Annotated in this window: 17 protein-coding genes; 9 read left to right on the top strand and 8 right to left on the bottom strand. The window is 67.0% G+C overall.

Annotated elements, in window-relative coordinates:
- Positions 1 to 15: 15 nt before the first annotated feature.
- Both AC6CHL_RS03575 and AC6CHL_RS03570 read right to left on the bottom strand, forming a co-directional pair.
- A complete protein-coding gene (locus tag AC6CHL_RS03575) occupies positions 16 to 1,245 on the bottom strand; it encodes a sensor histidine kinase (RefSeq protein WP_498293387.1) in 1,230 nt (409 codons plus the stop codon).
- Between the two features lie 21 nt (positions 1,246 to 1,266).
- A complete protein-coding gene (locus AC6CHL_RS03570; protein WP_498293386.1) occupies positions 1,267 to 1,962 on the bottom strand; it encodes a response regulator transcription factor in 696 nt (231 codons plus the stop codon).
- 239 nt (positions 1,963 to 2,201) lie between these two features.
- Here AC6CHL_RS03570 and AC6CHL_RS03565 point away from each other — a divergent pair, with 239 nt between their 5' ends.
- On the top strand, positions 2,202 to 2,975 hold the full coding sequence (locus AC6CHL_RS03565; protein WP_498293384.1) for a hypothetical protein: 774 nt from the start codon (positions 2,202 to 2,204) through the stop codon (positions 2,973 to 2,975).
- Between the two features lie 33 nt (positions 2,976 to 3,008).
- On the top strand, positions 3,009 to 3,143 hold the full coding sequence (locus tag AC6CHL_RS03560) for a hypothetical protein (protein WP_314401882.1): 135 nt from the start codon (positions 3,009 to 3,011) through the stop codon (positions 3,141 to 3,143).
- A 66-nt stretch (positions 3,144 to 3,209) separates the two neighbouring features.
- On the opposite strand, the gene AC6CHL_RS03555 is transcribed toward AC6CHL_RS03560, so the two are convergent.
- The 4 genes from AC6CHL_RS03555 to AC6CHL_RS03540 all read right to left on the bottom strand — a co-directional run bounded on the left by AC6CHL_RS03555 (position 3,210) and on the right by AC6CHL_RS03540 (position 7,691).
- Positions 3,210 to 4,640, bottom strand: a complete 1,431-nt coding sequence (locus tag AC6CHL_RS03555) for a PepSY-associated TM helix domain-containing protein (RefSeq protein WP_498293383.1) — start codon at positions 4,638 to 4,640, stop codon at positions 3,210 to 3,212.
- A gap of 1 nt (position 4,641) precedes the next feature.
- On the bottom strand, positions 4,642 to 6,693 hold the full coding sequence (locus AC6CHL_RS03550) for a TonB-dependent receptor (protein WP_498293381.1): 2,052 nt from the start codon (positions 6,691 to 6,693) through the stop codon (positions 4,642 to 4,644).
- Between the two features lie 174 nt (positions 6,694 to 6,867).
- Positions 6,868 to 7,299, bottom strand: coding sequence for a hypothetical protein (locus AC6CHL_RS03545; RefSeq protein ID WP_498293500.1), 432 nt, complete (start codon positions 7,297 to 7,299; stop codon positions 6,868 to 6,870).
- 221 nt (positions 7,300 to 7,520) lie between these two features.
- Positions 7,521 to 7,691, bottom strand: coding sequence for a CsbD family protein (locus AC6CHL_RS03540; protein WP_081797188.1), 171 nt, complete (start codon positions 7,689 to 7,691; stop codon positions 7,521 to 7,523).
- A gap of 221 nt (positions 7,692 to 7,912) precedes the next feature.
- Between AC6CHL_RS03540 and AC6CHL_RS03535 the strand changes: the two genes are divergently transcribed.
- Positions 7,913 to 8,203 carry a hypothetical protein gene (locus AC6CHL_RS03535; RefSeq protein WP_478070728.1) on the top strand — a complete coding sequence of 97 codons (291 nt, stop codon included), beginning with the start codon at positions 7,913 to 7,915 and terminating at the stop codon, positions 8,201 to 8,203.
- Positions 8,204 to 9,166: 963 nt separating this feature from the next.
- On the opposite strand, the gene AC6CHL_RS03530 is transcribed toward AC6CHL_RS03535, so the two are convergent.
- Positions 9,167 to 9,523: a bleomycin resistance protein gene (locus tag AC6CHL_RS03530; RefSeq protein ID WP_448136044.1), complete on the bottom strand. Its 357-nt coding sequence runs from the start codon at positions 9,521 to 9,523 to the stop codon at positions 9,167 to 9,169.
- 34 nt (positions 9,524 to 9,557) lie between these two features.
- Positions 9,558 to 13,469: a hypothetical protein gene (locus tag AC6CHL_RS03525; RefSeq protein WP_498293378.1), complete on the bottom strand. Its 3,912-nt coding sequence runs from the start codon at positions 13,467 to 13,469 to the stop codon at positions 9,558 to 9,560.
- Between the two features lie 323 nt (positions 13,470 to 13,792).
- On the opposite strand from AC6CHL_RS03525, the gene AC6CHL_RS03520 reads away from it, so the two are divergent.
- From AC6CHL_RS03520 to AC6CHL_RS03495, 6 genes are read left to right on the top strand one after another with little or no spacing between them, the layout of a single operon-like run.
- A complete protein-coding gene (locus AC6CHL_RS03520; protein ID WP_141057010.1) occupies positions 13,793 to 14,653 on the top strand; it encodes an STAS domain-containing protein in 861 nt (286 codons plus the stop codon).
- A gap of 1 nt (position 14,654) precedes the next feature.
- Positions 14,655 to 15,020, top strand: a complete 366-nt coding sequence (locus AC6CHL_RS03515; RefSeq protein WP_038687823.1) for an STAS domain-containing protein — start codon at positions 14,655 to 14,657, stop codon at positions 15,018 to 15,020.
- Complete coding sequence (locus tag AC6CHL_RS03510) at positions 15,017 to 15,418, top strand: ATP-binding protein (RefSeq protein ID WP_038687824.1); 402 nt, start codon at positions 15,017 to 15,019, stop codon at positions 15,416 to 15,418. Before AC6CHL_RS03515 ends, AC6CHL_RS03510 begins: the two co-directional genes overlap by 4 nt.
- Positions 15,409 to 16,425 (top strand): ATP-binding protein, encoded by a 1,017-nt coding sequence (locus tag AC6CHL_RS03505; RefSeq protein ID WP_483006900.1) that lies wholly within the window; start codon positions 15,409 to 15,411, stop codon positions 16,423 to 16,425. Before AC6CHL_RS03510 ends, AC6CHL_RS03505 begins: the two co-directional genes overlap by 10 nt.
- Positions 16,425 to 17,282, top strand: coding sequence for a sensor histidine kinase (locus AC6CHL_RS03500; RefSeq protein ID WP_038687828.1), 858 nt, complete (start codon positions 16,425 to 16,427; stop codon positions 17,280 to 17,282). Before AC6CHL_RS03505 ends, AC6CHL_RS03500 begins: the two co-directional genes overlap by 1 nt.
- Positions 17,269 to 19,209, top strand: coding sequence for a response regulator (locus tag AC6CHL_RS03495; protein WP_448133919.1), 1,941 nt, complete (start codon positions 17,269 to 17,271; stop codon positions 19,207 to 19,209). The genes AC6CHL_RS03500 and AC6CHL_RS03495 overlap by 14 nt, the downstream gene beginning before the upstream one ends.
- Positions 19,210 to 19,211 lie beyond the last annotated feature (2 nt).

Genomic DNA, 19,211 nt, shown 5'->3' with positions numbered 1-19,211 from the left:
GGCCGCGCCAGGTGGTTAGGCTGCCGACATGTCCAAGGTGAAGCGGCAGCCATGCTCCGAACTCTCGACGGCCATGTGCCACCCCAGGTGTTCCACGATGCGCTGCACGATGGACAGGCCAAGCCCTTCGCCACTCTGGCGCGCGCTGGGGGTGAAGCGCTGAAACTGCTGGGGATCGATGCTGGAGGGCAGCCCTGGGCCGGTGTCGGCGATGACCAGGGTGGTGTGCTGCACGCTGATGTGTATCTGACCTTCGTCGGTGTACTGGCATGCATTGCGCAGCAGGTTCCAGACCACGCTGCGCGCCAGTTCGGCGTTGGTGGGGACGCGCGGATCCTGCGGCGCGTCCAGCACCACCACCACCGGCTTGTTGGCCAGCCAGGGCGGGCAACGCGAAATGCATTCTTCGATCAAGGGGCGCAGCGCGACGTCTTCCTTCTCAAGCCGCTGCGGGTCGCGCGACAGCAACAGCAGGCAGGTCAGCTGGCGCTGCATCTCCTGGGTGGTGCGCATGATGCGCTCGGCGCTGGAGTGCAGGTGACTGTCGTCGGGCAGCTGGTGCACGATGGTTTCGGCCGCGCCGGCGATGATGGCCAGGGGCGTGCGCAGCTCATGGCTGGCATCGCCGACGAAGCACCGTTCGCGTTGCAGGAACTGCTGTGCCTCGTAGCTGTGCTGCGCGAAAGCGCGTGCCAGCACGCCTATCTCGTCCCGGGCGTCCTGGAACGGAAACGGCATTTCCTTGCGCTCCACCGCATCGGCCAGGCGCGTGATGGGCGCGATGACGCGCGCGGCCGTCAGCCGGCCGATCCAGAACGCGCACAGAATGCACGACAGGATGACCACCAACGCGTACGCGTCGATGACGTGCTCGAGGTACTGGTAGCGTTTGGCGTCCTGGCGCAGGTAGTAGCGCTGTCCGTCGCGGTCGAACACCAGCATGTGCCAGACGTCGGGATGTTTGGCGCTGTAGTAGCCGGGCGTATAGCTGCGCAACGCCTCGGGTACGGTAGTGGCGTCATAGAGCTGGCTGCCATCGGGCAGGGTGGGGAGGGTGCCGTTGGCCATCTCCGCTTCCAGCCGATGCATCTCGTTGTGCAGGCTCTTTGAGATGACGTAGGCCCGCAGCTCGTCATAGTCGAGCTGCTCTGCGGCCACGATGAAGCCCATCACGGCCACCATCAGCAGCACGAAGGAAATGATGATGCGCGTGCGCAGGGTAAGTTGGCGGTAGATCGATCGCATGGCCTCAACGCTGCTCCCGTATCATTGCGCGGTCGCCTTCTGCGGCTTGCTCAAGCGCCAGCCGACGCCGTGAACCGTCTCGATCAGCGTGGACGGGAAGTTCCGGTCGGCGTGCTGGCGAAGTTCATGGATGTGCGTGCGCAGTGCGCCGCTGTCGGGCGGATCGTCGCCCCAGAGCAGGTATTCCATCTCCTGCTTCCTGACCACGGCAGGTGCGGCGCGCATCAGGCACAGCAGCAGCTTGTGGGTACTGGGGGTCAGGCTGATGGCCTGGCCCTGCCGCCATGCCTGGGGAGCACGCGTGTCCACCTGCAGGTCTTCCCATGCCAGGGTGCCTTGCACCTGCCGACCCTGGGCGCGACGCACCAGCGCCTGGATGCGCGCATCCAGTTCCCGGAGCGAGAAAGGCTTGATCAGGTAGTCGTCGGCCCCCAGCGCCAGCCCCTGTACCCGGTCGTCGACCGGATCACGTGCGGTCAGCATGATGATCGGTACGGAATTCTGGAATTCCTGACGCAGCTTCTGGCACAGCGTCATGCCATCCAGCCGCGGCAGCATCAGGTCCAGCAGGATGGCGTCGTAATCATTCTGCGTGGCCAGGCGCAACCCGGTGGCACCATCACGCGCGTCGTCGAGCACATAGCCGAGTGGCTCGAAGAAGCTGTACAGGTTGGCGACCAACTCCGGGTTGTCTTCAATGATGAGCAGGCGTGTCATGACTCAAGGGCAGGTGGTGCGTGCCGGGAACTCTGCGCGATCTTGGCCGCGTTGCCAAGCGCCGTTGGTCCCGGGGGCGGGGCCGTTGGCACGACCCAACGCGCCATTGGCTGACGCCGTCATCCTTACGGAGTTGGGGACGTCCGGTTACGATAGCGCGACCTCGGACCGGTCGCGTGTCGTTCTGGCAGAGAACGTTCGCGTCAATTCCTGCAGCTGAGCACTTATAGGGACGTTGAATGAAGACGAAGCTCGGTACCCCCGCGTTTTTCTGCATCGTTGCATTGCTCAGTGGATGTACTCCGGGTGACGTGCCGGCACCGCACGCCAAGGAGCCCGCTGAGGAAGTGGACCCCGGGCGCCCTGCTCAAACAGCCGTGCCTCCGTCGGCGCAGCACGCACTCGGTCGAGCCGACACGGACATCGCTGCCACTACCTCCTGGGACGCGGAAGTACGCCGCATGCCCAAGGAGGACGCGGCGTACTTGCAAGCCATCAAGGAACGCTACTTCGGTGCCGTTGCCTATGAGAATGAGCGGGAGCGGCGCTACCTGGAGGACGCCGGTTTCCCCAGCATGGAAGAGTGGCGGCAAACCCGCATGATGAGCGACAGCGAACTGCAGCGGTGGGCGGAGACCGGCGATGGAATGGCGATGGCCTTCTACGTGGACAGAATGATGGAGCGTGCTGCTCCCCATCTTCATCTACGAGGTGCCGATGACGCCGCCTTCAACGCAGGCCCCGGCGCAGGTTACGTACTGAAGGCCTATGCGTATTCCACCCAAGTCCAGTTTGCCCACAGGAGCCCGTTCACAGGCTATCTCCTCGGCGCGGTGTTTTCGACGTTGGCGTACCCGCAATCGCCCGAATCCGCCGCTGCAGGCATGATGGCTGCGCGCGACGCGGGCGACCCCCGAGCGGAAGCGCTACTGGCTGCCTATGGCGCAAGGCATCCAGACATGAACCAGGAGACAGTACTTGCCGCCCATCGCGCAATGAAGATTCCCGAGTGATCTGAAGCGACGCTGCTTGCCGGGCGCACTTCGGTGTACAGGGGAGCGCGTGACTACCTGCTGGAGGACACCCTTGGCACGCGCGATGGTTTTCCTGTTGCGTTCGATTCGCTGGACAAGCAGGTCATGGGCGAGGTGGAAGGCGTGCGCTGCGCCCCGCAGGGATAGTCTGCGTGAAGGAATGGGCAGCGCCTGTAGCACTGCGGGGACTGCGGTCGTGGTTTGAGCGGTGCTTCAGTTCCGTGATGGGCCCGGTGTACGCCATCCACCACTGGCAACAAAATCCAACACGCCCACCACCAGCAGCGACACCCCCACCAACGGGAACAGCACCCCGCCCACGCACAGCAGTGCGAACACGATGGCGACCGTGCGCCGTTCCTTGGGCAGTGGCGGCACCCCGATGCCGCCCAGCGGCCGGCGCTTCCACCACATCACCGCGCCGCTGACGCACAACATCACGATGGCAGCGCAGGCCACCAGCAGGAACAGCCGATTGAACGTGCCGTATTCCTGGCCCAGGTGCACGTTGATGCCCCATTCCAGCCCGCGCCCCAGCGCGCCGTAGTCGGCGTAGCCCATGTCCAGCAGCACCCGACCGCTGTACTGGTTCAGGTGGACCACGCGCTGGCCCGCAACGTCTTCCGGGTACACCGAGGCGGTGTACACGCCCATCGGCCCGCGCGGCAGGGCCACGCTGTAGCCGGGCGCCAGCCCAAGGCGGTTGAACCGCTGCACGGCCGCGTCGATTCCGATGGCGCCCGGTTGCGCTGACAGGTCGCCCAGCGTGCCACCGCCGTGGCCTTCGTGCCCGTCGTGCTTTTCGGCAGCGGCGTGGTGCGCATGGGGCAGGGCCGACGCCGGCAGCCGCGCCTGTTCCATCGACCAGGTGGGCGAGGTGGCATCGGCGAGCCGTTGCTGCGACATCGGCACCTGCACGCGCACACCGGCGGGGTAGCCGTAGTCCTGGCCGTTGGCCCAGGCGTTCACCTGCTTGCCCCACACCACTGACCACGGCATGCCGGTGACGGCCAGGAACAGCAGCACCAATCCGACCCAGACGCCGGTGACAGCATGCAGGTCGCGCCAGAACAGGCGCTGGCGCGGCTGTCCGCGCACGGTCGTGATGCCGCCTTTCTGACCGCGTGGCCACCACAGGTAGAGACCGGTGAGCACCAGCAGGATCGCCCAGCCGGCGGCAATCTCGATGAGTGCGCTGGCGTAGTCGCCCAGCAGGTCCAGGCTGTGCAGGCGGCGCACGACGCCGGAGAACGTGCCTTTGTCGGGCAGGTGCCCGAGCACCTGCGCGGTGGTGGGGTCAACGTAGTAGACCTCGCGCTGCCTGTTGGGCCGCAGCACGCCGATTTCCACGCTGCCATCGGCGCGTTCGGGCGTGGTGTAGCGGAACACGTCGCCGGGGGAGAGGGTGGTGACTGCGGCAATCTGGGCGCTGGGCAGCGCAGGCGCCTGCGGCGAGGGTGCCACCACTTTCAGGTCATGATGCACCCAGCGGTCGATCGGCTTCTGGTAGAGATAGGCGGCACCGGTCAGCGCCAGCCAGGCGATGAAGGGCAGCACGAACAGGCCGGCATAGAAATGCCACCGCCACACCGCGCGGTAGAAGCGCCAGCGGCCTGGGGTGCGCGGGGCGGGGATGGTGTCCATCTCAGAGCTCCCGGGTCCAGCTCAGGTAGAGCGCGCGGCCATCGCCCGGCGAGTAGCCCGACGAGCCAGTGTCATACCAGGCATACACGTAGAAGCGGTCCGTCGCGTTTTTCAGCTGCAGGGCCAGCTGGGTGCGCGCATCCAGCCGGTAGCTGGCGCTGAGGTTCAACAGCGCGTAGCCCCCGTAACGGCCGAGTGTGTTGGTGCGCTCCACGAAGTAGTCGCCCTGGCCATTGCCCCAGGCACTGAAGGTCCAGTCCGTGGTGGGGGCGTATTCCATGCCGGCGCTGGCCAGCCAGTTCGGTACGTTTTCGATCTGCCGCCCACGGGTGCTCGGCGCGGTGGGGTCGGGTACCTGGATCACGGCTTTCTGCCGCGAGTACGCGGCCCACGCGCGCCAGTGCGGGTTGGCCTGCCAGGTCAGTTGCGCGTCCCAGCCACGGCGCAGGGTCTTGCCCACGTTGCCCACTTCGTTGCTGCCCACGCTGCCGTTGACGCCAAGGATGGTGGCCACTTCATCGGACGCGCGTTGTTCCCAGTAGGCCACCCGGGTCTGCAGGCCGTGGGTGGGCGCCCACTTGAGGCCGGTCTCCCAGCCCTCGTTGATGGAGGGCAGGAGGTTGCCGGCCTGGGTGCGGTAGGCACCGTTGCCGCTGCCGATCTGGAAGGTGCGGCCCCAGTTGGCGTAGGCCACCGTGGTGCTGGCCAGGTCGTAGGACACGCTGAGCTTGGGCTGCTTGATCAGGCCGTAGTCGTACACGGGCGCGCGGGTGGTGGCGGCCACGTTGTGGAAGTCACCCCCGATGTGGTCCACGCGGTAGGCGGGCACGATCTTCAGCGCCGGGGTGGGGCGGATCACGGCCTGCACGTAGGCGCCGCGGGTGTCCAGGTCGAAATCCCAGTCGCGCAGGGTGGCCTGGCGCTCGCGCGCCACGGTGCGGAAGCGGCGCGCGGTGTTGTCCTGCCATTGCCCGTCCACGCCGGCATCCAGCACGAACTCGGTCAGGGCCGAGGTGGGGCGCCAGGTGGTGTTGAGCATCAGCCCACGGTGGGTTTCGTCGTTGAAGCGCTCCTGCTGCGCGCCGCCGGCGGTGAACGTTACCCAGCGCTGGTTGCGGTAGTCATTCTGGTAAGCCGTGGCGTTCCAGCTCCAGTCGGTGCCCAGCGCGCCATCGAGGTGCAGGGCGGTCTGAAGGGTTTCGCGCTCGCTGCGGTCATCGCGGGCGTAGTCGGGTGACTGGTTGGGGTTGGCCCGGACGTCGGCGTAGCTCAGGTAGCCAGCTTCCAGTGCGGCGTTTTTGTAGTAACGGCTGGTCAGGCCCGCCCGCCAGCGGCCATCGGGATCGGTATAGAACCATTTGCCGGCAAAGCTGCGCTGCGTGCCATCGGCATGGTCGCGCTCGCCATCGGCGCCGCGCCAGCCGATGAAATAGTTCTGCGACCACGCGCCGTTCTCGAACCCCTTGGCCAACTGGATGTCCCGGGTGCCGAAGCTGCCCACGGTGACGCTGAGCTGGCCGTCGTTGCCGCCCTGACGGGTGAGCACGTTCACATCGCCGGCGATGGCGTGCAGGCCGTAGCGCGCATCGTTGGTGCCGCGCACGATCTCGATCGCGCTGATGTCGAGCGGGAACACGGCGTCGAGATAGGGCATGCCGCCGGCGTTGTCGTTGCTGGGGATGCCGTCGATCAGCAGCTTGACCGCATTGATGCGGCCTTCGCCGTTGAAGCCGCGGAAAGAGAAGCGGCCGGCATCGGTGCCCATCTTGAACTGGGTGACCTGCACGCCGGGGGCGTTCATCAGCAGCTCCCAGCTGTGGTCCACCTTCTGCTGCTGCAGCAGGTCGCCACCGATGATGTCCACTGAGCTGAAGACCGAGCGCGCCGGGAGCGCGCGTTCGGCGGTGGCGCGGGCCTGCACTGTGCCCAGGGTGAGCACGGTGCCGTCCTGTGCGGCGGCGACCGATGGGACCGTGGCCGCGCAGGCGAGGGCGGCCAGGAGGGCGTGGGAAAGCCGGTGTGGAGCGGGAGGTGGGTTCATTGTGCACAACATCGAAATGCCGCGACCCTCGTGGGGTCGAGGCAGGCAAAGGCGCCGGCGTGTGAGCCGGTGGTTGGAGGAGACGGGCTGGATCCAGCGCCACGCGCATGCACCCGGGCAAGGGCCGGCGTGTCTAGCGGAGCAATGACGGCGTGGCGCGATGCGCGCCTTGAGGCCTACGCTGGATCAGTAGGCGAGGGCGTGCGGTGGACCGCGTGCGCCAAGGGTTCCCGGTGAGGGAGATTGCCGCGTAGCCACGAGGCCAGCCAAGGCGCGGAAGTGCACCGGCCCGACGGTCATCAGCAGGAGCAGAGCGACCAGCAGGCTGATCATCCGCGCGGCGATCACGCAGTAGTCGCAGTCCACGCCCATGTCGTGCCGTGCATGGGGATCGGCAGGCGTGGGTGCGGCAGCGGGTGCGGATTCGGCGCGTCCCGGCGGATGCATCATGGCGTGATCCATGCCATGGGCCGAATCGTGATGCATGGGGTGCGCGTGCGGTGCGGCGGTTTCGACCGGCTGCGAATGTGCGGCATGGGCGTGCAGGGGCTGCACGGCAGCGGCCGGCGGATGCGCCAGCGCCCGGCTTACCAGCGGCGCGAGCACCACAAGCAGCATGGCCAGGCAGGCCCAGGCGTGAAGCCAGCGGTGGAGAACAGGGGAGCGCACGGCCCGGATTCTAGGCCATATCGGGGAATCCCCGCGGCGAGGGTGCCCGGTTTCAGCGTGATTGCGACGGTTTGTCGCACCTGCGGCCAGCCCCCGACGGGGGCGGATGGCCATTCATCAGATGGGTCGCTACTGCTCCCTCGCCACAGCTCAGGAGCAGCGCGCTCACGTCAGTGACGGGCGTTGTCTTTGGCCTTGCCCACTTCACTCTGCACCTTGCCAACGGTTTTCTGGGCCTTGCCTTCAAGCTCCTGGGCCTTGTCGCCGGTGACCTTGCCAGCCACTTCCTTCACGGTGCCCTTGACCTGGTTCTTTGCACCTTCGGTACGATTCTTGTCCATGTTCAATGCCTCGCTATGTCGCCCCGGAGTGGGCGTGGCCATGCTGCTTGCACGGGGGGTGTGGCGCGAGTGAAATTCTGCCGTGCGATACCAAACGGTTCAGCGATGCAACGGTGGCGCGATGGCGCCCGGTACGCATCGCGGTCGCTGCATGATCTCTGCACTCGCGCTCCACATCTGGCCGCTTACAGTTTTGCCCATCCCCTCCATGGCGCGCGCTCGTGAACCTGCAGACCTCCGTTCCCCATCCGCTTCCCCGGCGCGCGATGCCCGATAGCTGCCAGTTCGATCTGCTGGATGTGAACGCGTTGCAGGACCCGAGCAGTGGACGCATCGTCCACCTGTATTCGATGGTGGCGCGCTGCATGTCGTGCGAGGTGATCTTCAAGGCGCAGGAGGGGCAGGGTTTCGTCAGCACGTCAGCGGCGCGCGTCCTTCGTTGCCCTACCGGGTGCGGCGAGCAGGCGCTGCGAGGCGCGGCCCTGCGGCAGTGGCAGCTGCAATCGACCTAGCAACTGAAGCGCCCGGGAAGACTCCGGGGCGCCGTTGGTGCGTGGTGCGGGCAGGTCAGGCGGGCACGTTCCACTTTTCGTGGTCGGCGTTCTGCTTGCCTGCTGTGCTGGATGTGGCTGGTAGGGTCGAACCTTGGTCGAATGCCGTGGAACGGCCCGCGTTCGGTGGCGACATGACGCTGGAACGGCGAGGTTGGTTGCGATCAACGGCCCGTCTCCGTTGGAGGTCATGCGTGCAATGGCGTGGACTGTGTATCGGCGGTCGTTTGGGAACCGACCCTACCGGGGCGGCGGCGCGGCTGTTTGCGGCAACGGAGGCCGTGACTGAGACGCCACGCGGGCGGGGCATTCCTGCTGCGCTGGACGTGGCTGGTAGGGTCGAACCTTGGTCGACTGCCGTGGAACGGCCCGCGTTCGGTGGCGACATGACGCTGGAACGGCGAGGTTGGTTGCGATCAACGGCCCGTCTCCGTTGGAGGTCATGCGTGCAATGGCGTGGACTGTGTATCGGCGGTCGTTTGGGAACCGACCCTACCGGGGCGGCGGCGCGGCTGTTTGCGGCAACGGAGGCCGTGACTGAGACGCCACGCGGGCGGGGCATTCCTGCTGCGCTGGACGTGGCTGGTAGGGTCGAACCTTGGTCGACTGCCGTGGAACGGCCCGCGTTCGGTGGCGACATGACGCGGGAACGGCGAGGTTGGTTGCGATCAACGGCGCGTCTCCGTTGATGGTCATGCGTGCAATGGCGTGGACCGTGTATCGGCGGTCGTTTGGGAACCGACCCTACCAAAGCAAGCGGACCTGGCCGTTTGCAGTATGGGCAACCGCAGGACGTCGAAGTGCTTGGGCTTGCGTTCGGGCTTGCCCGTGACGGTCCAGCCTGCCTTTTTCACCGCCGCCAGTACGATGCCCGCGTCTGCTGGCGGGAATCCTGCAAGGTGGAGAGTGTTGCGAGACTGGGGTTCACTCCCCCAGCGTAGCAAACCGCAGCCGGTTGTGATCCGGATCCACCACCATCATCTCGCGACCGCCCCACGGCACATCGGCCGGCGCGCGGAACACGGCCGCTCCGGCGGCCACAAACGCGGCATGCAGGGCATCCACGTCCGGCACATGGAAGTACACCGCACCGCCGGGTTCGCAGTCACCGGCATGTTCGGTCAGGAACAGCAGCTGGCCTTCGCGGCGGATCTGCACGAACAGCGGCATGTCGGGCGCAAAGCGGTGCTCCCAGTCGATGGTGAAACCCAGCTGCTGGTAGAACGGCACGCTGACGGTTGCATCGGTCATGCGCAGCTGGGGAATGACGGTCTGTTGCATGGGGCGCTCCGTGGGTGGCGTCAAATGTCTGATGTTACGGGTGCGGCGTAGCGCCGCCAGCCTCAGCCGCCTTGCGCGCCTTGGTAAAGGCCGCCTCGGCCTTGGCCAGGCTCTGGAACCTGTCAATGCGTACCTTGCCGGCCTGGCCGCGCTTGCCCTTGCGTACCGCCAGGATGGCGGCGTCGCGGTCCAGCCGCAATTGCGTGACATGGGAGGCGCTGGCCAACTGCAGGAACTGCACGTCGGCGTCACCACGTTGGCCGTACCAGAGCAGGTCTGCGTTGGGTACGGCGTGCTCCATGATGTCCAACACTGTGTCGATCAATGCGCTGCGCAAGGCCTCATCGGCCGGGGCGTCGAAGTCGGCGTCGTGGTCGGCCGGGATCACCTGGCGGTCGCTGTCGTCGGTGTCGTCCAGCACCCAGCGTGTCGTACCGCGTGCGTCCACCAGCAGGGGGCGGCGACCGTCCATCGCAGTGATGGCAAGCAACTCGCCTGGCGGCAACAGGCGCATACCCTGGTCGGCAAATTGCCAGCCAATGCTGGCATGGTGCTGCCAGCAGGCCACCAGCACGTCCGGCAGCGGATGGGTTTGGTCGGCGGCCAGTGCGTCGATGTCGGCCTGTGCCGCGGGTGCCTCGCGGTGCGTGTGCAGGGCGGTACCGGGTGGCAACAGGGCATGCGCAGCCAGGTAGCGCTGCAGCGGTTCGGTGGTCTGTTCAAGCGCCTGCGGCACGTTGCTGGCGTGCCGCCGCCCCAGGTCCACAAACCACTCCAGCAGGGGCTGGTCCTGCGGTCGCTTGTGATTGTCCAGGCATTCGATGCTGTAGGTGAAACCGCCGGCGCGGCGGGCCGCCGCTTCCAGCGAGTCGAAGGTGGCCAGCGCTACATCGGCGGGCACGGGGGTGCGGTCGCGGTCGAGCCAGGTGCCGTTGCTGACGAAGAGCTTGAGCCCACCGCCGTGCTCGGGGTGGTAAAGGGTGCGGGCAATCTCGCCGCTCCCGGCGAGGTACCAGGGGTCGCAGGCAACGTACCCGGCGAGCGGATGGGCCCGGATGCCTGCCAGCACGTCTGCGGCGTCCTGCGCGGTGGCACAGCGCAGTGCCAGGTGGACCTGGTTGTGTCCATTGCTCGCGCCGTGGACGACATTGATGGCGGCGCCAAGGCGGGCCCAGTCGTAGAACGTGTCGCCCTTCCAGCACATCCAGCGCTCGGATACCTCGGTGGCGTCGTCAAAGAGGGCCGGACCGGTGTCGGCCAGGGTGTAGCCTTGCAACTGGAAGGGCGGCGCGACGATGGCATGGCCGTCGAAGTAATGCGTGTTGCCCAGCGCGTCCTGGAACAGGGTGGCACCGGTGACGGGATGGCGGAACCAGGCGAACGTGGCTGTTCCCCCGGCCAGCTGGCCCAGCGCCGCCAAGGGGATGCCGGTATCGGGGACGCCCTTGGCGCGCGCCTTGTGCAGGCGTGCGTGCAGCGCCGCCCGTTGCTTCTCTGCCTTGCCATCCAGCGCATCCTGCAGCTGCGCGCGAAGCGCTCCATCGCGGTAGGGGTCAAACACGGCGGTGCTGCTGCCGATTTCACGCGCGGGAACGTCGATATCGGCGGCGCGCTGGTACAACGCGCGGGCGAGGGCCGGTTGCTGGCAGGTCAGGGCAGCGGTGCTGCCCAGCAGCAGGATGTAGTTGAGATAGCCACGTTCGTCGCCGTTGTCCGGCAACGGCCACGCGAGCGCATGCTCGGCCACCTCCAATACCTGTTCGGGGTATCTGTCCCAGCTGTGGATGCTGGGGCAGTAGGTGGCGGCGGCGGTCACCGACGGCCGCGCCCGCAGCGCCTGCATGACCTGCGCATGCACGGCGGGCGAGCGGCAGATGTACAGCGCCCAGTACAGGCCGCGCGGGTAGGCGTGTTCCTGCCACAGCCGCTGAACCAGGTAGCTGGCAACGTCGGGCTGGTGCTTGGCGATCTCGCCCAGGTTGTCGTACATCGCTTTGAGCACGGTTTCGCTGGCGGGCTGACCGGCGGCCAGTGCGTTTGATTCGGCTTCCAGCACCGCACACAGGGCCGGGGCGAGGTCGGGCGATTCCAGCCGGGACAGGATGCGTGGCGTCCAGTGGTCGTCCTCGTGCGCCTGCACCCGCGGCACCGCCCAGTGCAGCAGGCGCTGTCGCTGGTCGGTGTCGAGCACGGGCAGCACCACGCCGATGGCGTTGCCCAGCCGGTCCACCAGCACGCTCTTCAGCGGCGCCCGCTCGAGCATGGCAATCAGCGGGTCGAACAGGCGGGGGTCGCCCCAGAACGGCTGCAGGCCAGCGATGATGGCGTCGGCGCGGGCGTCAGCATCCAGCTCGGCGGCGATGTCACCGGGCAACGGCTGTTGGCCGGCCAGCGTCACCAGCATTGGCACCAGCGGGTCACCGGCGTCGGTGACGGTCTTGCAGATGGCGGGCACTGCCTGCCGCTGCAGCGGTGGGCTCAATTGCGGCAGGGCGCGTTGCAACAGAGCGCAGCGCCCGGGCAGGGCGCTGTCGAGCAGGTAATGCAGTGCCCAGGCGCGGTCTGCGTCGGTGTCAGCCAGGCTTGGAGTGCGGGCCAGACGGATGGCCATCGCCTCGCGCGCGGCAGGCGTGGCGGCGGCCACGCCTTCGGCAAAGCTGGGCGCGTCCCAGATGGCCAGCACGTCCTCGGCTAGGCCACGTTGCTGGGCCAGTGCATCGGCTGGCATGACCTGTTCGCCACACAAGTGCTGCGCGTGCTCGAGCAGGTCCAGCACGCGGGTCATCAGGTCGTCCCAGGCCAGCAGCGGGGTAACCACGTCCAACAAGGCGCGGCCATCGCCGATGCACTCGCGGATGGGGTGCAGGGCCAGCACGGTCTCCAGCGGCGCATGTGGGCTGGCAGCGAGCAGGCGGGTGGCCTGGTCGGCGGCCGCCTGGGCCGGCAGCCCCTGCTTTGCCTGCAGGAACGCACGCAGTGCCCAGACGGCGGGGGCGTCGCGGTCCGGGATACGGTCCAGCAGTTGCAAGGCCACCGCCGCATCGATGGCCGCAGGATCCTGCTCGAGCGCGAGGGCGATCTTGTCCACCATGTCCAGGCCCACCGTGCGCGGGGACATCGCGAGCGCACGCAGCAGCAGCTGCACCGGGCCGTCGGTATCAGCCTGGGCCAGGATCAGCAGTCTGGCGCGGCGGTGGGCAAAGTCGTCCACGACAGTGAGGGGGGCGTTCGGCAGGTGACCGAACGTGGCCACGAATGCCTGCAGCAGCGGAATTTCGGTACGGCCGACGGCGGCCAGCACCTGGGCCAGGCGGTCGTCCTGACCCAGCAGGCTGGCGTGCAACAGCCAGTACAGGGCCACGTGGGTGTCCTGGCCCAGGCGCGGCAGTTCGCTGTCGAAGCAACGCTGCTCACTGCCATCTTCCGGGAACGTACCGATGTAACGCTGGAAGGCATCCACCACCAGGGTGTCCGCACTCAGCAGCACCTGGTCATCACGGCGCGCTGACAGCGCCAGCGCATGCATCACCCACTGGTAGCGGTCCAGCAGCGCGGCGGTGCCGGTATCGCGGTCGTTCGGGGTGAAGGCATACTCCTGCAGCAGCGACGCTTCGTCATCCGGGTCCCGGGAGAGCCGGGCGCGAAACGCCACGTACTCGTCCAGGCTGGCGAAGCGCGGTTCCACCTGACGGGTCTCATGGTCCTGCCACCACACCTGGCCGCCACCGCGCACATCGATCAGGGTGTAATTGTCGCCAGCGTCATCCAGCACCACGAATCCGGACAGGGTCTTGTCGATACCGCCGAAGTACAGCGGGTTGCGTGACAGGTGCGCGTGGACCAGGTCGCTGGTCTGGGTATCGGCGAAATCCGTATCGACTGCTGCAGCAATGGCGGCGGTGACAGGCAGCGCGTAGAAGCGCGACAGTGAGGCGTTGAAATCCATCGTACGTCCGTGTTGGCAGGGCGGCCGCGCGTGGCCGTGCCCGCGCGGGTGCATGCGGCTGTACTCCTCTCGCCGCCGGCGCATTCTAGAGGGTGATGGAAGGGGCAGGTCAAACCCTCCGATGGGGGCTGACGCAGGTGGCCAGGGCGGATCCGGGCAGCTTGAACAGGCGTTACATGAACGAGTCAGCTATGTGCTCGATTCCTTCACATCAGACACTTCACCGTACGCTCCTCAGCTACCTGAATTGATTTAAGCTCCCGTCCCGGCGCCCATTCAGGTGCGTCGGTCTGGTTCTCAACCTTTCTTTGCAGGAATTCCGTATGGCGGCTTTGCAGCAGCGCACGATCGATCTCATCCGCAGCCATCAGGAGCCTTTGCTGGCCCAGTGGACGGACAGCCTGACCTCCGGCAACCAGACCCAGGATGCGCGCTTGTCACCCCGCGAACTGGACGCCCAGGTGCGCGAGTTCTGGCGCCTGTTCCTGCAGGCGCTGTCGGTGGCCAACGTAGGCAGCCTGTCCGGCGCCGACTGGCAGGAAACCCGCCGGTTCCTGGAAGACCTGTCGCGCGACCGCGTGATCAAGGGCTTCGACTCGGCCGAAACCGCGCGCTTCCTGTTCTCGCTCAAGCGTCCGCTCTTCGATCTTATCCAGCAGGGGTACGCCGACGACCCGGCGCTGCTGGGTGACCAGTTGTGGGCGATCTCCGAACTGTTGGACCTGCTGGGCCTGCACAGCGTCAAGGCGTTCCAGAAGACCCGCGAAGACGTCATCCAGCGCCAGCAGGAAGAAATGCTCGAGCTGTCCACCCCGGTGGTGAAGCTGTGGGAAGGCGTGCTGGCGCTGCCGATGATCGGCACGCTGGATTCGCAGCGCACCCAGGTGGTGATGGAGTCGCTGCTGCAGCGGATCGTCGATACCGGCTCGGAAATCGCCATCATCGACATCACCGGCGTGCCCACCGTGGACACCCTGGTGGCCCAGCATCTGCTCAAGACGGTCACCGCCATCCGCCTGATGGGCGCCGACGCCATCATCAGTGGCGTGCGGCCGCAGATCGCCCAGACCATCGTGCACCTCGGGCTGGACCTGCAGGGCATCGTGACCAAGGCCAACCTGGCCGACGCGCTGGCGTTGGCGCTCAAGCGCACCGGGCAGACGGTGGTTCGGGCAGAGCGCTGACATGGAACGCATTCCGATCCTCCAAATGGGCGATCTGCTGCTGGTGACCATCCAGGTGGACATGCATGACCAGCTGGCGCTGACCCTGCAGGACGACCTGAGCGAGAAGATCCGCCGCACCTCCGCGCGCGGCGTGCTGATCGACATCTCGGCCCTGGACATCGTCGATTCCTTCATCGGACGCATGATTTCCACCATCTCCTCCATTGCCCGGATCATGGATGCCACCACCGTCGTGGTGGGCATGCAGCCGGCAGTGGCGATCACGCTGGTGGAGCTGGGGCTCACCCTCAGCGGCGTGCGTACCGCGCTCAACGTCGAGCGTGGCATGAAGCTGCTGCAGCGCACCGACGAAGAACTGCCATGACCGCGCCGACCGGGGTGTTGCCGATCCGCGTCGAACAGGATGTGGTGCTGGCACGCCAGGCCGCGCGCCAGGCGGCGGTGGCGTGCAAGCTGCGGCTGATCGACCAGACCAAACTGGTGACCGCAGCCAGCGAGCTGGCCCGCAACGCGGTGATCTACGGCGGCGGCGGCACCATGGCATGGGAAATACTGGAAAGCGGCCTGCGCAAGGGCGTGCGCCTGGTCTTCACCGACCAGGGCCCCGGCATTCCCGATCTGGCCCAGGCACTCACCGATGGCTGGTCGTCCGGCTCGGGCATGGGCCTGGGCCTGTCCGGGTCGCGCCGGCTGGTGGACGACTTCGAGCTGGACAGCGCACCCGGCGAGGGCACGCGCATTGCCATCACCAAATGGACCTGAACTTCACCGGCCAGGTGACCCGGGTGGTGGTGGTCGAAGAAGTCTCGCAGGTCGGGCAGGCACGGCGCGAAGCGTTGGCCCTGGCCGACCATGCCGGCTTTGACGAGATGGACGCCGGGCGCGTGGCCCTGGCCGCCACCGAACTGGCCACCAACGTGATCAAGCACGGTCGCGGCGGGCGCATGTACCTGTCGCTGGTCTGCGGCCGCAGGGGGCGTGGCGTGGAACTGTGCACGCAGGATGCCGGCCCCGGTTTCTCGCTGTCCGAGTGCCTTCCCGATGGCGTCTCCACCGGCGGAACGCAGGGGCTGGGTCTGGGCGCCATCCGCCGCCAGGCAACGGTGCTGGATGCCTGGTCCGACGCACGCGGCGCGGTGATCGTGGCGCGCATCTACCCGAGCCGATGCGCGCCGGATATCGATCTTGCCTACGGCGCGTTGCGCATCCCCATGCGCCATGAAGTAGCCTGCGGCGACGGCTGGCACCTGCGCGCCGATGGGCACACCACCGCACTGACCCTGATCGATGGACTGGGCCATGGTCTGCCGGCGGCCGATGCCGCCCAGGCCGGCACGGCGGCCATGGCCACCGCCTCGGCCTTCGATGCTGCCACGCTGATCGGCACGATGCATGCGGGCATGTCCGGCAGCCGCGGGGGCGCCGCCGCCGTGGCCTGTGTCGGGCAGAACGGCCAGACCGTGCAGTTCGCCGGCATCGGCAACATTTCCGCCTCGCTGTGCGAGCCCACCGGCTCGCGCGGGATGGCCTCGCACCCGGGCATCGTCGGGGTGCAGTTCCGCAAGGCACAACCCTTTCACTTTCACACTCACGCAGGCACGCTGCTGGTCATGCACAGTGACGGACTGCAGGCGCGCTGGAGCCTGCGCGACTACCCCGGCCTGGTCCACCGCCACCCGGCATTGATCGTGGCGGTGCTGCAGCGTGATTTCGACCGCGGTCGGGACGATGTCGGCATCGTTGCCCTGCGACTTGGAGAGTTACATTGATGTCCACTGCCAACGATCAGCAGGTGCAGCAGCTGCGCATGGAAGCCGACGCGCTGCGCGCCGAACTGGATGAAACCAACCAGGGCGTGCTGGCGCTGTATGCCGAGCTGGACCAGCAGGCCGAGCAGCTGCGCGAGGTCTCCGAGCTGAAAAGCCGGTTCCTGTCCTACATGAGCCACGAATTCCGCACGCCGCTGGGCTCGATCCTGAGCATGACGCGCCTGCTGGAAGATGGCATGGATGGTCCGCTCACCGACGAACAGCGCCGCCAGGTACGCTTCATCAGCGCCTCCACCAGCGAGCTGCGCGAGATGGTGGACGACCTGCTGGACCTGGCCAAGATCGAGGCCGGCCGCATCACCATCTCGCCGGCCTGGTTCGACCTGATGGATCTGTTCTCGGCGCTGCGCGGCATGTTCCGCCCGTTGGTCGAAGGCGACCAGCTGGACCTCCTGTTCGAGGACCCGCCGGCGTTGCCCATGCTGTACACCGATGACAAGAAGCTGGCGCAGATCCTGCGCAATTTCATTTCCAACGCACTGAAGTTCACCCCCAACGGGCAGGTGGTCGTTTCGGCCCGCATGCAGGGCGATGATTCGGTGCGCTTCAGCGTGCGCGACACCGGCATCGGCATCCCGGCGGACCTGCAGTCCACCCTGTTCGAGGATTTCGTTCAGGTCGATACGCCGCTGCAGAAGCGTCTGCGCGGCACCGGCCTGGGGCTGTCGCTGTGCAAGCGCTTCGCCGAACTGCTGGGCGGCCATGTGGGCGTGGACAGCGTGGTCGGCGAAGGCTCGGACTTTTACGTGGTGCTGCCCTACAAGCTCGCCGAGGAGACGCCCCGTGCCGAACTCTGATCGTATCCTGGTGGTGGATGACAACGCCGCAACCCGCTATGCGGTGCGGCGCGTGCTGGAACATCACGGCTACAAGGTCGAAGAGGCCGGTACCGGTGGGGAGGGCCTGGCACAGCTGGCCCGGCAGGATTTCGGTGCGCTGGTGCTGGACGTCAACCTGCCGGACATGAGCGGGTTCGACGTGGTGCGGCAGTTGCGCGACGACCCGCGCATGCGGCTGTTGCCGGTGGTGCACGTGTCGGCGGCCTCGATCGCCACCGGCGACCTCATCACCGGCTTGAACGCCGGTGCGGATGCCTACCTGATCCACCCGGTCGATCCGGACGTCCTGCTGGCCACGTTGCGCACGCTGTTGCGCGCGCGGCGTTCGGAAGAAGCCCTGCGTGAAGCCGAAGCACGTTTTGGCGAGATCTTCCGCCAGATCAATGCGCCGATCGCGGTACTGGATGCCGAGCTGCGCTATCACGATGCCAACGACGCCTTCGTGCGGCTGCTCGGTGAAGACGGTGCGCCGGGCAGGTTGGAGGCGCTGCTGGCGGACCAGGTGGTCCCGCTGAGCGCGCTGAAGGTTGCGCTGGCCGAGGGCGAGCGCTGGCAGGGCACGTTTACCCTGCGTGCGGGCGCGGCAACGCGCATCACCGAATGGCGCGTCACGCCGTACCGTGCGCCCGGCCAGGGCCTGGTGCTGGTCCAGGACACCACCGAACGCCACGCGCGCGAGACCGAGCAGCGCCAGGAGCTGGAAAGCGCGACCTCGGAACTGGCCTTTCAGATCGCAGAGCGCCAGCGCACCGAGGTCGAGCTGCTGCAGGCGCAGAAGATGGATTCGCTGGGCCAGCTCACCGGCGGTATCGCGCACGACTTCAACAACCTGCTGACCACGATCATCTCCGGCCTGGACATGATCGAGATCGCCGTGGCCCGAGGCGCATGGGACAAGGCCTCGCGCTATGTCGACATCGCCACCGCCTCGGCCCACCGCGCCGCCGCGCTGACCCAGCGCATGCTGGCCTTCGCACGCAAGCAGCCGCTCGATCCGCAGACCTTCGACGTGGTGGCCCGGATCCGCTCGCTGGAAGACATGCTGCGCCGGTCCATTGGCGAGAACATCGAGCTGGAACTGGAGCTGGGTGCGCAGCCCATGGTGGCCGTGGCCGATCCGAACCAGTTCGAGAACGTGATCCTCAATCTGGTGATCAACGCGCGCGATGCGCTGGCCGGCCAAGGGCTCATCCGGATCCGGGCCGGCCGTACCCATGTGGAACGCGACCATGAGCTGGCGCCGGGGCACTACATCAGCGTGAAGGTGCTCGACAACGGCAGCGGCATTCCGCTTGAGCTGCTGACCAAGGTCTTCGAGCCGTTCTTCACCACCAAGCCGCAGGGCGAAGGCACCGGCCTGGGCTTGTCGATGACCTACGGGTTTGCCCGGCAGTCCGGCGGCAGTGCGCGCATCGCCAGCGAGCGCGGGGAAGGGACCGAGATCGAGCTTCTGCTGCCCGAAGGCCAGCTGCTCAGCCCCGAGCAGGCGCCGCAGCCCACCCAGGTGCCGCGAGGACGGTCCGAGCGGATCCTGCTGGTGGACGACACCGACTCGGTGCGCATGATGGTGCGCGAGATGCTGATGGAGTCGGGCTACCAGGTCGTGGAGGCGATCAACGCGCAACAGGCGCTGCTGGAGCTGCACTCCGAGCGCGGCATCGACCTGCTTCTGTCCGACGTGGGCCTGCCCGGTATGAACGGCCGTGAGCTGGGCGACGCTGCCCGCGCATTGCGCCCGCAGTTGCCCGTCCTGTTCATCACCGGCTATACCGAGAGCGCGGTGGTACGTAACGATTTTCTCGGAACCGGGATGGCCTTGTTGCCCAAGCCGTTCAGCGTCAACGAACTGCTGCGCAGCGTGCGCCAGATGCTTCCGCTGGCCTGAGC

It is taken from the genome of Stenotrophomonas sp. GQ19 (genome assembly GCF_059758695.1).
The sequence above is the reverse complement of the archived record's forward strand: the minus strand, read 5'-3'. Positions and strand labels throughout refer to the sequence as shown.